At 54.5% G+C, this 13,590-nt stretch carries 12 protein-coding genes, 1 tRNA gene and 2 pseudogenes; 11 read left to right on the top strand and 4 right to left on the bottom strand.

Features of this window, described 5'->3' with window-relative positions:
- Window position 1: 1 nt before the first annotated feature.
- Window positions 2–1,249 (bottom strand): metallophosphoesterase family protein, encoded by a 1,248-nt coding sequence (locus ACR0JI_RS09640; protein WP_480494202.1) that lies wholly within the window; start codon window positions 1,247–1,249, stop codon window positions 2–4.
- A gap of 201 nt (window positions 1,250–1,450) precedes the next feature.
- Between ACR0JI_RS09640 and ACR0JI_RS09635 the strand changes: the two genes are divergently transcribed.
- The 3 genes from ACR0JI_RS09635 (at window position 1,451) to ACR0JI_RS09625 (ending at window position 3,609) form a co-directional block, all read left to right on the top strand.
- Window positions 1,451–1,642 carry a hypothetical protein gene (locus ACR0JI_RS09635; RefSeq protein WP_480494200.1) on the top strand — a complete coding sequence of 64 codons (192 nt, stop codon included), beginning with the start codon at window positions 1,451–1,453 and terminating at the stop codon, window positions 1,640–1,642.
- A 56-nt stretch (window positions 1,643–1,698) separates the two neighbouring features.
- Window positions 1,699–2,298 (top strand): EamA family transporter, encoded by a 600-nt coding sequence (locus ACR0JI_RS09630; RefSeq protein ID WP_480494198.1) that lies wholly within the window; start codon window positions 1,699–1,701, stop codon window positions 2,296–2,298.
- Between the two features lie 531 nt (window positions 2,299–2,829).
- Window positions 2,830–3,609: a hypothetical protein gene (locus ACR0JI_RS09625; protein ID WP_480494196.1), complete on the top strand. Its 780-nt coding sequence runs from the start codon at window positions 2,830–2,832 to the stop codon at window positions 3,607–3,609.
- A 137-nt stretch (window positions 3,610–3,746) separates the two neighbouring features.
- Here the strand turns inward: ACR0JI_RS09625 and ACR0JI_RS09620 are convergent.
- Window positions 3,747–3,836, bottom strand: a pseudogene (locus ACR0JI_RS09620) (IS5/IS1182 family transposase); the annotation flags it as partial.
- A 1,287-nt stretch (window positions 3,837–5,123) separates the two neighbouring features.
- Here ACR0JI_RS09620 and ACR0JI_RS09615 point away from each other — a divergent pair.
- The 3 genes and pseudogenes from ACR0JI_RS09615 to ACR0JI_RS09605 all read left to right on the top strand — a co-directional run bounded on the left by ACR0JI_RS09615 (window position 5,124) and on the right by ACR0JI_RS09605 (window position 7,273).
- Window positions 5,124–5,624 (top strand): hypothetical protein, encoded by a 501-nt coding sequence (locus tag ACR0JI_RS09615; RefSeq protein WP_480494194.1) that lies wholly within the window; start codon window positions 5,124–5,126, stop codon window positions 5,622–5,624.
- 498 nt (window positions 5,625–6,122) lie between these two features.
- A pseudogene (locus ACR0JI_RS09610) lies at window positions 6,123–6,272 on the top strand (MerR family transcriptional regulator); the annotation flags it as partial.
- A 17-nt stretch (window positions 6,273–6,289) separates the two neighbouring features.
- Entirely contained in the window at window positions 6,290–7,273 is a 984-nt protein-coding gene (locus tag ACR0JI_RS09605) for a tyrosine-type recombinase/integrase (protein ID WP_480477162.1), read from the top strand.
- Window positions 7,274–7,344: 71 nt separating this feature from the next.
- Here ACR0JI_RS09605 and ACR0JI_RS09600 read toward each other — a convergent pair.
- Both ACR0JI_RS09600 and ACR0JI_RS09595 read right to left on the bottom strand, forming a co-directional pair.
- A tRNA-Pro gene (locus tag ACR0JI_RS09600) sits at window positions 7,345–7,421 on the bottom strand.
- A 118-nt stretch (window positions 7,422–7,539) separates the two neighbouring features.
- Window positions 7,540–8,655, bottom strand: coding sequence for a THUMP domain-containing class I SAM-dependent RNA methyltransferase (locus ACR0JI_RS09595; RefSeq protein ID WP_480494192.1), 1,116 nt, complete (start codon window positions 8,653–8,655; stop codon window positions 7,540–7,542).
- 297 nt (window positions 8,656–8,952) lie between these two features.
- Between ACR0JI_RS09595 and ACR0JI_RS09590 the strand changes: the two genes are divergently transcribed.
- Genes ACR0JI_RS09590 through nqrE form a run of 5 tightly spaced genes read left to right on the top strand, consistent with a single transcriptional unit; the run spans window position 8,953 to window position 13,579 of the window.
- Complete coding sequence (locus ACR0JI_RS09590; RefSeq protein ID WP_480494190.1) at window positions 8,953–10,296, top strand: Na(+)-translocating NADH-quinone reductase subunit A; 1,344 nt, start codon at window positions 8,953–8,955, stop codon at window positions 10,294–10,296.
- A 5-nt stretch (window positions 10,297–10,301) separates the two neighbouring features.
- Complete coding sequence (locus ACR0JI_RS09585; protein WP_480477168.1) at window positions 10,302–11,510, top strand: NADH:ubiquinone reductase (Na(+)-transporting) subunit B; 1,209 nt, start codon at window positions 10,302–10,304, stop codon at window positions 11,508–11,510.
- Window positions 11,503–12,318, top strand: coding sequence for a Na(+)-translocating NADH-quinone reductase subunit C (locus tag ACR0JI_RS09580; RefSeq protein ID WP_480494188.1), 816 nt, complete (start codon window positions 11,503–11,505; stop codon window positions 12,316–12,318). The genes ACR0JI_RS09585 and ACR0JI_RS09580 overlap by 8 nt, the downstream gene beginning before the upstream one ends.
- Complete coding sequence (locus ACR0JI_RS09575) at window positions 12,318–12,971, top strand: NADH:ubiquinone reductase (Na(+)-transporting) subunit D (RefSeq protein ID WP_209507137.1); 654 nt, start codon at window positions 12,318–12,320, stop codon at window positions 12,969–12,971. The genes ACR0JI_RS09580 and ACR0JI_RS09575 overlap by 1 nt, the downstream gene beginning before the upstream one ends.
- Entirely contained in the window at window positions 12,971–13,579 is a 609-nt protein-coding gene (nqrE, locus tag ACR0JI_RS09570) for an NADH:ubiquinone reductase (Na(+)-transporting) subunit E (RefSeq protein WP_209507136.1), read from the top strand. The genes ACR0JI_RS09575 and nqrE overlap by 1 nt, the downstream gene beginning before the upstream one ends.
- The last annotated feature ends 11 nt before the right edge of the window (window positions 13,580–13,590 follow it).

Raw genomic sequence — 13,590 nt, 5'->3', positions numbered from 1 at the left:
TTCAGCCACCGGTCTCTTCGAGGCGCGCAAGCACTTCCATTGCACCTTGCTGCATCGCATCGACAATAGTTGCGGCCGTTTCTTCCTCGCTATCACCCAGGAGCCCTCGCAACTCGCGCGGAAGATATTTTAGAAGTCGTTCCACGTCTTCCAAAACAGCCGGATCATTCGGGGGAAGACTTCGCTGAGCGATGATCTGAGCTAATTCCTCTACCGCGCCTCCAGTGGACGCATTGCTTGCGGCGGACAACGCAAGCTCGATCTTGTCGATCCAAAGTGACCCGATCGGCTCGGTGACATTCTGTGCTTCCGCGAGTAGAAGGTCGAGGTCACGTCCCGCTCGCCAGGCCAGTGGTGTCGTTCCAGTCAGCACAGGCCGGACAATCAGATGTTCGGCAGCATGTTCCCGCCGTGCCGAGCGCAAAGCATGCTTCAGTGCCTCGGTAAGGTCAGGCCAGTCAGACAATTGGTGGCAGTCCACCTCGAGCCGTTCGAACTGGGCCACCGCGATGTGACGCTCCTCCAGCTCGACCGAACCGTCATCGGCGACAGAAACTAGCGTCACCGACTTGTTGCCTGCCTCGCCGATGTCGCGCCCCTGAGGAATTCCTGGCATGACGACAGTTGTTGTGCCGGCGTCAACAGATCTTTGGTGGATGTGTCCCAGCGCCCAATAGTCGAACGCGGTAGCTTTTAGGTCGGCCAGCGTGCAAGGTGCGTATGGATCATGTCCCTGAGCCCCGCCGAGGGACGTATGCAACATTCCGATATTGAAAGCCCCCATCACCGGCGCCCCAAAACGGTCCAACAGAGTGTTTGGTGCATGGGGGTCACGAAATGAAACCCCGTGAACAGCAATTGAATGATCGTTCCAGTAAGTCTCGACGACCTGGGCTTTGCCTGGGAAAACCGTCACGTTTTCCGGCAGGGCCAGCTCACGCGTGATCTTAGATGCCGCATCGTGGTTGCCGCGGATAATGAAAACCGGAATGCCCGCTGCGTCTAAGCGCTCCATCTCTAGAGCGAGGAACCGAGCAGTTTTCATTGATGTTTGACTGCCGTCATACAGGTCGCCGGCAATCAGCAGCGCCTGGACATCTTCAGACTCGCACAGATCGACCATCCGCCTGAATGTGGTTCGTGTCGCGTTCCCGACTACTTCGGCCAGTGCTTCGTCGCGCATGGCTAGAGACTTTAGCGGTGAGTCCAGATGAATATCTGCAGTGTGAACGAACCGGAAGGCCAACATATTTCCCCAATAAACACTAAACCTATGAGAGAAATTGAAACCACGACGTCGTGACCGTCAAGGCGGAAGTATTGAGCTCGCTTTCTGTTAACGAGAATACGGGAACACAAACGACGTATCGTTTCCCTCGGAATCCCCAATCATCCCTTCGCTATATCGAAAACATGCAGTGAGTGCTGCGTCAATTCTGAGAGGATAGCGATGACAAAGAAACCGCACTTAGACACCCGGATGGCGATGTATGTCGAACGGAGGGTGCTCGAGCTGAAACCTACCAAGAGCCAGGCTGAGATAGCCGCGCAGGCTGGATACACCAACGCCAACATGATCACGATGATCAAGCAGGGGAGCTCCAAGGTGGCCTTGGATCGCGTTCCGGCCCTGGCGTGTTGATTTCCGCTGAGAAGTGACCCGGTGGTGTGGCCGCCACCCTAGGATCGTTGCAAGCAATGATCGTGATTTTGATGGCGTGGGGATGGCTGGGAACCCCAATACGACTTGGTGCACTCGGTGCCGCCGCGACTGGCGTAATGGGTGTGTCTCTGCTGCTGATCGGGCCAGAAGCACAACTTGATTGGATCGGCATAGCAGCGGGTTTGGGAGGAGCCGCGTCAATGGCTGCTGGCACTGTTCTCAGCCGGAAATGGCAACCTCCGGTCTCGGCGCTGAGTTTCACAGCGTGGCAATTAACAGCCGGCGGTTTGATACTGCTGCCAGTCGCACTGTTCTTTGAGCCGCCTCTACCTGCGCTCAGCGCGACAAATGTCGCCGGCCTTATTTGGCTTGGGTTGATCGGTGCTGCAGCAACCTATGCTCTTTGGTTTCGTGGGATCGCGCGCCTGGAGCCCAGTGCAGTCTCGATGCTCGGCATGATGAGTCCTGTAACAGCTGTCGTGCTCGGCTGGGTATACTTGGGACAAACGCTTAGCCTCACTCAGTCTATAGGAGCAGCCATAGTTATTGGGTCCGTTGTGGTCGGCCAGAGCGTGAGTCGAAGGGACAATTCGGGTTTGAGAAAATGGAGATCAGCAGCAGCTGGATCTGTCTGATGGGTGTTGCGTCGCAAACAATGGGCCCGATCACGCAAGTGGGCGAGGAATGGCTCAGCGCCTTACTCAAGCCCGTTCGCCGGATCCCTAGAATGTCGAAGTCCTAGGTTTCCCCACGCATGATTAAGGGGATGCGTTCTGGCGCCCCCACGTCCGGATGTTCGAATCCTCCTGTAGCATGGTGGAACGGTGGTCGAGCAACCAAGCGCTGAGAGCGCTCAGAGCTGTTCGAAAAGATGATAGAGAGAGGTCAGGAGCTCTATGAGTTGAACATCAAAGCCGACAAGTCCCTTTGCGATGATCCGGGAGCAGACACACTCGACGCATTGCTATTTGCAGTGCAAGCTGCGTGGGCATGGAGCCGCCGTAGCACAGGCTACGGCGCACCTCGAAACTGCGATGTATTAAAAGGTTGGATCGCCGATCCTCTCCTGGGTAATAGCTGACTTGCAGTGTTAATCATTTCGCGCAAGGGTGCGGTAGACTCCAACAATAAGGAAATATGCTTTGGGGCGTGCACAGAAAAAGGACATGTATGCTGAGATTTATTCCCAGTCTGTTTCAGATGCCCTCAGGCTCCTCGACTCTGAACAGTTGACGCAAGCAGAACGAACGAAGCGGCGCAATGCGATCCTTTTTTCCGCACGAGAAGAAAAACGTAAACGACGGTCTCTGCGAGATTCATTCGGTTTGGGTTACATTGAGCCGAGAGACTTCAAGCGCGTCATGCGAATACTGCGTGAAGTTTCGAGCGGGCGGCCGATCAACGACAAGGATCTCAAGTGGCTGGGATCCAACGGCATTGCCTACTGGTCAGAAAAATTGTGCAAGACACACCATGGATTGATGGCAAAATCCTTTAGCAATGAATGGGAGAAAACGCATAATGGCTGGTCTGCGGTCAATGCGTCTAGTCACTGGCGGAAAGCCGATGAGCCCCTGAAAGCGCTTCCGATAACTGAAGGGGCGCTTAGGCAAAGCAATTCGAAAAAGTTGCGCTCCGCATTGCTGACGACGCGTGGAGGTGCTTTTCGCGACTTGTGCGAACACAATCAAGCGTTACGGACTGCCGAGGAAGCACATGAGTTGGCTCCGGGCGATTTTCGACCATGCACGCTACTTGGTGCGTTGTATGTTGAAGTCTATGACTTCGCTGAGGGTCTTCGCTGGTATGAGAAAGCAGAAGCCCTCGGAGCCAATCGTTTAGAAATAAACAAGGAAATCCGATCTATCGTCGACGCCTTTCCGCCGGAAAAACACGCAGAAATTGTTGCTTTCCTTAAAAATCGTGGTGCAGATCGACTCGATTAAAGTATGGTGACAAAATTCTGCAGGATGAAACGGTATGTAGATTGTAAGCCGAACAGCCGACCATCTTAATTGTAGAGCAGTCTCAAGAAAAAAGCTTCAATAGCTATGAAGCCATTAGGTAGCTTTACTCAGCTAGGTCATGTTGACAAATGGCAGAACCAAAGGCGGATAGATGTGATGTCGACGAAGCCCAGGTAGCTTTCGGCGGTTTTGTCGTATCGTGTGGAGAAAGGCTCGGTTTTCCTCGAGAAAAGCACCGTCCCTCCAGTCTAACAGCGAAGACCTAGACGAACAGCTTACATGTGGTCGGGATGTATTCTAGTGCCGAGACGTGTTGGTTTTTCAAGCTTCCCCTGTGGCTCATGTCGCAAAACCCCAAACGACGGCGTCTGCGGTGCAGAGGATGCCTTAGTGTCTGAGATGTGGGAATTGGTTTCATAGATATGTTCAGTGGACCGCTTTAGAGCAACGCAACTTTTACTTGTGTGCAGAGCTAAAACGCTGAGATAAGAAAACCATCCTATTAATCTCCGTCCCACCAACTAATCGAGACCCTTACCATGCCACTACAAAACCGAGTTGATCCGTTCGGAGAGTTAAACCAGGTGTCATATAGGGGAACATTGATGGGCAACCGCGGCGTTCTGCATGACGAATTCGGATCCGTTCGTCGAAAGCACGCTCATCAAAATTGGGTCACATGCAGCTTGGACTACAAGGGAGTAAAGCAGCAGTTGATGAAACCTGGTCGGTATACACAGTTGTTCTTTCTTGATGAAGTCACATCTCTGGCCGCTGGTCATAGACCATGTGCAACCTGCCAACGCGAACGCTATAAGTCGTTTGTCGAAACCTGGTGTCAGGTCCACGGTCACCCTGGCGCTGGCAAGTCCGTCCCTCAGGCTATTGATAGAGTCTTGCACGCATCGCGTATCGCGCGAGGCAAAAAGATAACTTTCGAAAAACGCCTTTCTGAACTACCTGATGGCACCATGTTTGAAGTGCGCGGGCAGTGTTACTTACTTTGGAGGCAGGCCGTGTATTCGTGGTCTTTTGGAGGGTATCAAGAAACTGGAAGTCTTGTAAACGAAGAGGTCTCGGTCCTGACTCCCAAACCTGTTTGCGATTTGTTTTCGGCAGGATGGCTGCCCTCTGTTGGACTATGAAGCGGTCTAGAATTTGATAGGAGCTGCCCCGTCCAAACCGGTCGCAGAGCGAGTGATCGTAACGCCAAGTTGTCAAGAATGTTAGGAAGAAATCTGCCCCTAAGATGCTGAGACAAATTCTGGAGAGGAAAGGATTAGCCTCTTTTTCCGCGTCAATTACTCAGGGATTGCATTTGTAAGTGCCCTAGAATTCACCAATGGGCTGCTTTTCAGAAACGCACCAGAAAGGGCTTGTTTTTCAGATTAATTCAGCACCTTTTCAGGTGCACGCGTTCATGCATTGAATGTTGAGATGTAATGGCCAATATCAGCTTCTGATTGGCCACATGAATTCAATGCGGGACGAAAATGCTTGAACTCTTTTTCTTTCTCATCGTGGGAGTGATTGCCTATTTCTTTTATCAAAGAAGCCGACGCGGCACGGTGGCGAGCCAAGAAGCAAATTCAATACCATCCATCGTAGAGAACCTCAGCAACTGCGCTGAGATGTTGGCAGAGCAAGCAAAACAGTTTCGGACGCAAACGGAGATTGAAGGCCACTATTCGGAATGGTTCCGCCACTTTCGGGTCGTCGTATCCTCAATTTTGACATCGGCGGAGCAGTTTGCCGAAATCGATCGCCAACTAGAAGCAGACCCGCAGCTTCGGAAAATATTCACCCAGTTGGACTCCGAATTTTCTCAAAGAGAAAGCCGAAAACTGTCAAGTAGAAGTGCAGGTTCCAGCATAGATATTGCATGGATCAAATCTGGCCCGCCCCAAGCACTCCAACCAGATCTAGACCCAGTGGTCGATGAACTTCAAAAGCAGTTCTACGCAAAATGTATGAAAACCACGAAGAATTCATAAAGAAAATTCGTCGACATCTACACCATCAACCTGATCTGAAGTTGCATTTCGAGCGCTTGATGCGAGACAAGGGCCTTGGGCCTATTTTGCACAAGTATTTTTTCTCGTGAACTATTCGTATTGGTCGGTCTCGCAGTGAAAAGTCGGAACTCAAAAATATGACGCTCGACTGTGTCGTGATCGCGTGGCGGAGGTCTCCAACTTCCTGTAACGACCACCACTTTTTCGCGCACAGTCCAGCGCGAAACCAGCTGCGATTACAGCAGCACCTAAGTCCTGCCCATCAGCGTAACAAATACCAACATAGCGATCATATGTTCGCTCACCTGTGAGCCTACCCGACAGCTTCCGCCGTAGTCTGCTCCAAGGTGTAAGTCTTGAAGTATTTACTATCTCGACTGGAAATTCTTTTATTTCATTTCAATAAGTTATGAATTTTATTGAAATCTTAGGCGCATCCCTCGTCGCGATCGCTATAGAGTAAATGATTTTGCCAAAATGAAGGAGCGCACTTTGTCCCCGCCGTATACCCCCAAGACACTCGCAGAGCGCTGGAGCTGCAGTTCTGAAACTGTGCGTCAGCTCTGCAAATCCGGCCAGCTCGGATATTTCAGAGTTCAACGCCAGTTTCGCATCCCCGCGCACAAAGTAGAGGAATTTGAGCAGTGCAGGAATACAACATCGGTCGACTCAACAACCGCTTCGTCGTTGTCTGGTATGAGGAAGATGGACGCAGACGCAGGTATCGTCTTGACGCGGACACCCTCGAAAGTGCGGAGGCCGAAGCCCGTGACGTCCTCCTCGCCCAGACAGCCGGAAAGGATGAACTGACCGTTGCAGCGATTTGGAATGCTTATAGCGTGACAGTCGAGGGCCGGCCGGTGCACGAAAGCATGCAATACACTGGCCGTTCTGTGCTGCCTTGGTTTGGAGCATTTCGTCCGGAACAGATAAGCGTGCGGGACTGTAAAGCCTACATAGCCGATCGGCGGCAGGCTGGTATTCAGGACGGCACAATCTGGACACAGCTTGGCAAGCTAAGGACCTGTTTGAATTGGGCTGAGAAGACCGGGCTGATTGATAGGGCTCCCTACATCGAGCGCCCCAGCAAACCGGCTCCCAAGGAGAGGTATCTGACGCGCCAGGAGATTTCACAGCTCCTGGCGGTCGACTGCGCACCGCACATCAAGCTGGCTATATGGCTGATGCTGTCGACGGCGGCCAGGGTAACGGCTGTGTTAGAACTCACATGGTATCGGGTCGACTTCGAACGCCGCCAAATCAATCTCCGCACTGGCGACGGGCAGAGGAAGGGCAGGGCCATCGTCCCCATGACCGAGAGCCTGTATGCTGCGCTTTTGAACGCCCGAAAGGCCGCATTATCTGACCATGTCGTGGAGTGGGCCAGTGGACCGGTAAAGTCGATCAAAAAGGGGTTCAAGGCAGCAGCAGTCGCGGCGGGCCTGCCTGATGTGTCACCACATGTGCTGCGGCACACAGCTGCAGTTCATATGGCGGAGGCCGGCACTCCGATGGATGAGATCGCTCAGTTTCTCGGTCATTCAGACTCTCGGATCACTGCGTCCGTTTATGCACGCTATAGCCCGGAGCACCTGCGTAAAGCTGCCAAGGCGTTGGAGTTCGAATGAAGCTCAGGTTCAATGAACTTCAGATCACTGTCTTGAAAACAACAAAGGCGCCCTTGGGCGCCTTGTTTTACTGGTCGGAGTGAGAGGATTCGAACCTCCGGCCCCTGCCTCCCGAAGACAGTGCTCTACCAGGCTGAGCTACACTCCGACCGTGGCGGGTGATCTATACGGGGCTTTTTCGATGCGCAAGAGGATTTTGAGAAGCGGTCATCTGAATCTTCCGTCTTTGAACCGGTATCGGATGGGCTAAGCAGGCCACGCGACTCTCATGGCAGCGGATTCGTTTTGTACAGACGGATCTTGGTGCCTCCGTGGTCTACCACCGGACCGGGTGCCAGAAAAGGCAGACGGGTCGACCGAGCCAGGGCCGGGGCGCTGGTGACCACCCCGACACGCCATCCGCGAAACCGGGTCATCAGAGACCTACCCAAGACGCCGTAGACAGAGCGCAGACGCTTTTCATCTCCAATTCGCGCCCCGTAGGGAGGGTTCACAATGACCAGCCCGGCGGGTCCCGCAGGGGGTTTGATGTCACTGACTGATAGCTGTTGAAATCGAGTATTGGCGTTTACCTGCGCTCTCTCTGCATTGGCTGTTGCGGCTTCGATTGCACCGGCGTTGCGGTCTGAGCCGCAGAATGTGAGAGAACATTCAGCGACGTTTGAATCGCTGCGCATGTCTTGCCAGCGGTCAGGGTCGAAGCCCGCCAGGTTTTCGAACGCAAAGCTGCGGGTCCGACCGGGGTGCAGCCCCAGGGCAATCTCGGCGGCTTCGATCACGAAAGTACCCGAGCCGCACATCGGGTCCAACACCGGTTCAGTGCCGCTAAACCCGCAGTCTCGTAGAAACATGGCTGCCATCGTTTCGCGCATTGGCGCTTTGGCAATTGCCTCTTTGTGGCTGCGCTTGTGCAATAGCTCTCCCGAACTGTCGACCGATATCGTGCAGATGTCTTTTTCGATTCTCAGCAGGATCCTGATTTCGGCGTCGGAAGATATCGGAACACCCAGAGATTCTGATATCGCATGCTCAATTCTCTGCCGCGCGGCACCGGCGTGATAAATTCTGGATTTGCGGCTGGTGGCCTCGACTTTGACCGGAACATTGGGCCGCAGGAACTCGCCCCACGGAAATTTGCGCGCGCGTTTGTCCAATTGGGCCAGATGCACGGCTGGAAAACTGCCCAGACGCACCAGGACCTTATTTGCGCCGCGCAAGGTCAGGTTGGCGCGCCAGACCTCGGTCCATGAGCCACGGCAGGTGACACCCCCAGGCATCGTTTTGACCTGAGCGAATCCGTTGGATTGCGCCTCGGCACCGAGGGGGGCTACAAGACCCAGAGTGGCTACAAGAAAGATTTCGAAGTCTGTGTCTTTTTCCATTCCGGTTGCTTACACTGGAAGCTCAGCGAGCGCGACACGCAATTTTGGGCCGTTTTTTTAGCCAGCTTAATGGAAAAACTCCAAGATTTTGCGGTTTGAACTTAACTTTTGGCGGTAACAGGTTTGCGTTTACGGGCATCCGCGCGTAAAGGGTCCGTGATCAGAATTACGCCTGCGGAATTTGGACCCAATCTGACGCTTTTGCGATGGGCACCTGAAAAAACCGCGTTATTGCATGACCCCGTAAGGGTGTCAGCAAGGCTGGCGCAGGAAAGAGGCTTGGAAGAACGTAGCGGCATGCAAACTTTCAAACTGAAAAAAGGGTTGGACCTGCCGGTAGAGGGCGCTCCCGACCAAACCATTCATCCGGGTCCGGAATACTCGACCGTTGGCGTTCTGGGTGGGGATTACATTGGCCTGAAACCTAAGATGCTGGTGCAGGAAGGTGATAGTGTCGAGCGGGGTTCACCGCTCTTTTGTCACAAGGATGCACCTGACGCTGTGATGGTTGCGCCGGTCACCGGCAGGGTCGTCGCAATCAACCGCGGTGCCCGCCGGGTGTTGCAAAGCGTCGTCATCGAAGTGTCCGACGCCAATGACATGGGCTTGGATTTTTCGGGTGTGGGCGATGTGGACAGCGCCGAGGGCGTGACTGCCAAACTGTGCGCCGCTGGTCTGTGGACCTCATTCCGCACGCGACCTTATTCGAAAATGCCGGAACCCGGTGTCAAACCGAACGCGATTTTCGTGACAGCCATGGACAGTGACCCATTGGCGGCTGATGCCGCCACGATCATTGCCGAAGCGCCCGAGGCCTTTGCCTCTGGGTTGGCCGCGGTCAGCAAGCTAACCGAAGGCAAGACCTATATTTGCCAGAAACAAGGTGACACGATCCCCGGCGCGGATGTTGCCGGTGTCGAGGCCGTGGCGTTTTCGGGTCCACATCCATCGGGCCTGGCAGGAACCCATATTCACTTCCTCGAACCGATTGCAGGGGAAAAGCAGGTCTGGACCATCGGTTTTCAAGACGTCATCGCGATTGGTCGCTTAATGCAGACCGGGCATCTTGACCCGAACGTTGTGATCGCCTTGACTGGACCCGGTGCGCGTCAGCCGCGCTTGATCCGCACCGTGATGGGCGCGTCCACGGACGACTTGACACGGGATGAGGTAAATGTGGACGGAACGCCCCGCATTATCTCGGGTTCGATCCTGTCGGGTAAACATGCCGACGGACCGACCGCATATCTGGGGAGGTTTGCCCGTCAAATCTGTATCATCCGAGAGGATCACGATCAGATTCCGATGGGCTGGATCCGACCAATGCCTTCCAAGTATTCCGTCCAGCCTGTATTGGGCTCGGCTTTTTCCAGAAAACTCTATGCTTTCACGTCCAACCTGAACGGTGGCCGCCGCGCAATGGTACCAACAGGCGTGTTCGAAGAGTTGATGCCACAGGACTATCTGCCCACACAATTGCTTCGGGCGTTGTTGGTGATGGATACGGATACGGCTCAGGCACTGGGAGCGCTTGAGCTGGACGAAGAGGATCTGGGCCTTGTGGGCTTTGCCTGTCCGGCGAAATACGAATACGGGCTGGCGCTACGCGACTGCCTGAACAAGATTGAAAAGGAGGGCTGATCCGAATGGGATTGCGTAACTTCTTTGACCGGATCGAGCCGAACTTTACCAAGGGCGGCAAGTACGAGAAGCTTTTTCCGATCTACGAGATGGTGGAAAGCTTCATCTACACTCCGAAAACCGTAACCACCGTTGCTCCTCATGCGCGGTCTTATGTAGATATGAAGCGGATCATGACATATGTCGTGATTGCCACTATTCCTTGCATCCTGTGGGGAATGTGGAACACCGGTTATCAGGCAAATTCGGCCATTGCCGCGCTTGGCCCAGAGTCGGCAACCGGCTGGCGAATTGCAATTCTTCAGGTTTTTGGCATTTCGCTTAGTCCGGACAGCATCTTTGCCAATGTCATGCACGGGCTCATGTACTTCCTGCCGATCTATGTCGTCACGTTGGTGGCAGGCGGTATTTTCGAGGTCATTTTCGCAACGGTCCGCGGGCATGAGGTGAATGAAGGCTTTCTTGTCACTTCGATGCTTTACGCCCTGATCATGCCAGCAACTACGCCTCTGTGGCAGGTTGCCCTGGGAATTATTTTTGGTGTCGTGATCGGCAAAGAGGTTTTCGGTGGCACTGGTAAGAACTTCCTCAACCCTGCCTTGGTGGGGCGGGCGTTTTTGTATTTTGCCTATCCCGCGCAGATGTCGGGCGATGCCGTGTGGACCCCGGTCGACGGGTTTTCCGGTGCGACGGCTCTGGCTGTGTCGGCTGCCGAAGGCTATCAGGCGCTGGCCGCTGACGGTATCACTTGGTGGAGCGCGTTTTATGGCACCATCCAAGGCAGTATAGGGGAAACCTCGACGCTGGCCTGCATCATCGGTCTAGCCTTCCTGCTGATCACCAAGATCGCCAACTATCGGCTGATTGTGGGATGTCTGGCAGGCACAATAGCGTTCACCTGGCTGCTGAACCTGATCGGGTCCGAGACGAACCCGATGTTCGCTATGCCCTGGTACTGGCATGTCGTATTGGGTGGTTACGCCTTTGGTCTGGCTTTCATGGTGACCGAGCCGGTCTCGGCCAGCCACACCAATGCCGGTCGCTATGTCTATGGCGCCCTGATTGGTGTCATGGTTGTGTTAATACGTGTGATCAACCCAGCCTTTCCCGAAGGTATGATGCTGGCCATACTGTTCGGCAACGTCTTTGCACCGCTGATCGATTATTTTGTCGTTCAGGCCAACATCAAACGGAGGGCGCGTCGCCATGTCTGATACGCAACCCCCTGAACGCAAGGGCGTGATTGCCCGGTTTCTGGCGGCCTCACCAGATTCAGTTGGCAAAACAATCTTTATTGCTGTTGCGGTCTGTCTCGTTGCCTCGATGATCGTGTCGGCCGCCGCGGTCAGCCTGCGCCCGGTGCAGGAGGCCAACAAGCTGAAGGACAAGCAGGTCAATATCCTGCAGGTGGCGGGGGTGTATGAACCCGGCGTCAATGTCACCGAAGCATTTGCCGCATTCGAGCCGCATGTGCTGGACCTGGCAACGGGCGATTTTGTGGATAATCAGTTCGAGCCGGCCACCTTTGACGATTTGGCCGCTGCCGGCGATCCGGACCTGAGCGTCGCGCTTGACGACGATCCCGCAGGCATTGGTCGAAAGGCAAAATATCGGGTCATCTATCTGCTGCGCGACGACAGCGGAGCGTTGGACAAGGTGATCTTGCCGCTGCATGGCTATGGGTTGTGGTCTACGCTCTACGGCTTCATCGCGCTGGAAAAGAACGGCAACGACATTTTCGGCCTGCAATTCTATCAGCATGGCGAGACACCGGGTTTGGGTGCTGAGGTGGACAACCCGCGCTGGAAGACGTTGTGGAACGGCAAGAAGCTGCGCGACGACGCGGGAGTGTTGCAGATCACCGTCGCCAAGTCGCAGCCTGCGGCCGGGCCCGACTATTACATCGACGCCCTGGCAGGTGCGACCCTGACCACTGTCGGTGTCGACAACCTGGTGAGATTCTGGATGGGCGATGCGGGTTACGCGCCGTTCCTAGCCAAACTGCAAGCAGGAGAGATCTGATGTCGCAGACCAAGAAAGAGCTGTTGGTCGACCCCCTTGTCGACAACAACCCGATCACCCTGCAGGTGCTGGGCATCTGTTCGGCTCTGGCGGTGACTTCGTCGTTGCAGGTGGCCTTTGTGATGGCGCTGGCGGTGACCTTTGTGACCGCGTTTTCGTCGATGTTCATTTCGATTTTGCGAAACCAGATTCCTGGTTCGATCCGAATCATCGTGCAGATGGTGATCATCGCTTCGCTTGTGATTTTGGTGGATCAGATCCTCAAGGCGTATGCCTTTCAGATTTCCAAGACTTTGTCTGTGTTCGTCGGCCTGATCATCACCAACTGTATCGTTATGGGCCGAGCCGAGGCATTCGCTATGAAAAATCCGCCGGTAGCATCGTTCATCGACGGTTTGGGCAACGGCATGGGCTATGGCCTGATCCTGATGCTGGTGGGCATCATCCGCGAACTGTTTGGATCGGGCAGCCTGTTCGGGGTGACAATCCTGCAAACGGTCAACAATGGCGGGTGGTACGTGCCCAACGGCCTGTTGCTGCTGCCGCCGTCGGCGTTCTTTGTGATCGGCCTGCTAATCTGGGCTTTCCGCACGTGGAAGCCGAACCAGGTCGAAGAACGTGAATACAAAATCCAGCAGGTAGAGGCGCACTGATGGAAGGGCTTATCTCTCTGGCCGTGAAGGCCGTATTTATCGAAAACCTCGCGCTCAGCTTTTTCCTTGGCATGTGTACCTTCATCGCCGTGTCGAAAAAGATTTCGACTGCCATCGGGCTGGGAATATCAGTCATGGTGGTGCAGGCCATCACCGTGCCCGCCAACAACCTGTTGCTGTCCTTCCTGCTGAAACCGGGCGCATTGGCATGGGCCGGGTTCCCGGACGTGGATCTGACCTTTCTCGGGCTGATTTCCTACATCGGTGTGATTGCAGCGATGGTTCAGATCCTCGAGATGATCCTCGATAAGTATTTTCCACCCCTCTACAACGCGCTGGGGATCTTCCTGCCTTTGATCACTGTGAACTGTGCCATTCTGGGTGGTTCGCTGTTCATGGTCGAACGCGACTATAATTTTGCCGAGGCGACCACCTATGGCATCTCATCCGGTTTCGGCTGGGCGCTGGCGATCACCGCGATGGCAGGCGTGCGCGAAAAGCTGAAATACTCGGATGTGCCGGACGGGCTTCAGGGGCTGGGCATCACCTTTATCACTGCCGGGCTGATGGCGATGGCCTTTATGTCCTTCTCGGGCGTGAAACTGTAAGGGGGGCGTGA

The organism is Ruegeria sp. N10, assembly GCF_056531545.1.
The sequence above is the reverse complement of the archived record's forward strand: the minus strand, read 5'-3'. Positions and strand labels throughout refer to the sequence as shown.

Excerpts from the sequence above, each read along its gene's own strand:
- nqrE (WP_209507136.1), top strand. The coding sequence starts at position 12,971 with ATGGAAGGGCTTATCTCTCTGGCCGTGAAGGCCGTATTTATCGAAAAC.
- ACR0JI_RS09585 (WP_480477168.1), top strand. The coding sequence starts at position 10,302 with ATGGGATTGCGTAACTTCTTTGACCGGATCGAGCCGAACTTTACCAAG.
- ACR0JI_RS09615 (WP_480494194.1), top strand. The coding sequence starts at position 5,124 with ATGCTTGAACTCTTTTTCTTTCTCATCGTGGGAGTGATTGCCTATTTC.
- ACR0JI_RS09640 (WP_480494202.1), bottom strand. The coding sequence starts at position 1,249 with ATGTTGGCCTTCCGGTTCGTTCACACTGCAGATATTCATCTGGACTCA.
- ACR0JI_RS09575 (WP_209507137.1), top strand. The coding sequence starts at position 12,318 with ATGTCGCAGACCAAGAAAGAGCTGTTGGTCGACCCCCTTGTCGACAAC.
- ACR0JI_RS09595 (WP_480494192.1), bottom strand. The coding sequence starts at position 8,655 with ATGGAAAAAGACACAGACTTCGAAATCTTTCTTGTAGCCACTCTGGGT.
- ACR0JI_RS09630 (WP_480494198.1), top strand. The coding sequence starts at position 1,699 with ATGATCGTGATTTTGATGGCGTGGGGATGGCTGGGAACCCCAATACGA.
- ACR0JI_RS09625 (WP_480494196.1), top strand. The coding sequence starts at position 2,830 with ATGTATGCTGAGATTTATTCCCAGTCTGTTTCAGATGCCCTCAGGCTC.
- ACR0JI_RS09635 (WP_480494200.1), top strand. The coding sequence starts at position 1,451 with ATGACAAAGAAACCGCACTTAGACACCCGGATGGCGATGTATGTCGAA.
- ACR0JI_RS09580 (WP_480494188.1), top strand. The coding sequence starts at position 11,503 with ATGTCTGATACGCAACCCCCTGAACGCAAGGGCGTGATTGCCCGGTTT.
- ACR0JI_RS09590 (WP_480494190.1), top strand. The coding sequence starts at position 8,953 with ATGCAAACTTTCAAACTGAAAAAAGGGTTGGACCTGCCGGTAGAGGGC.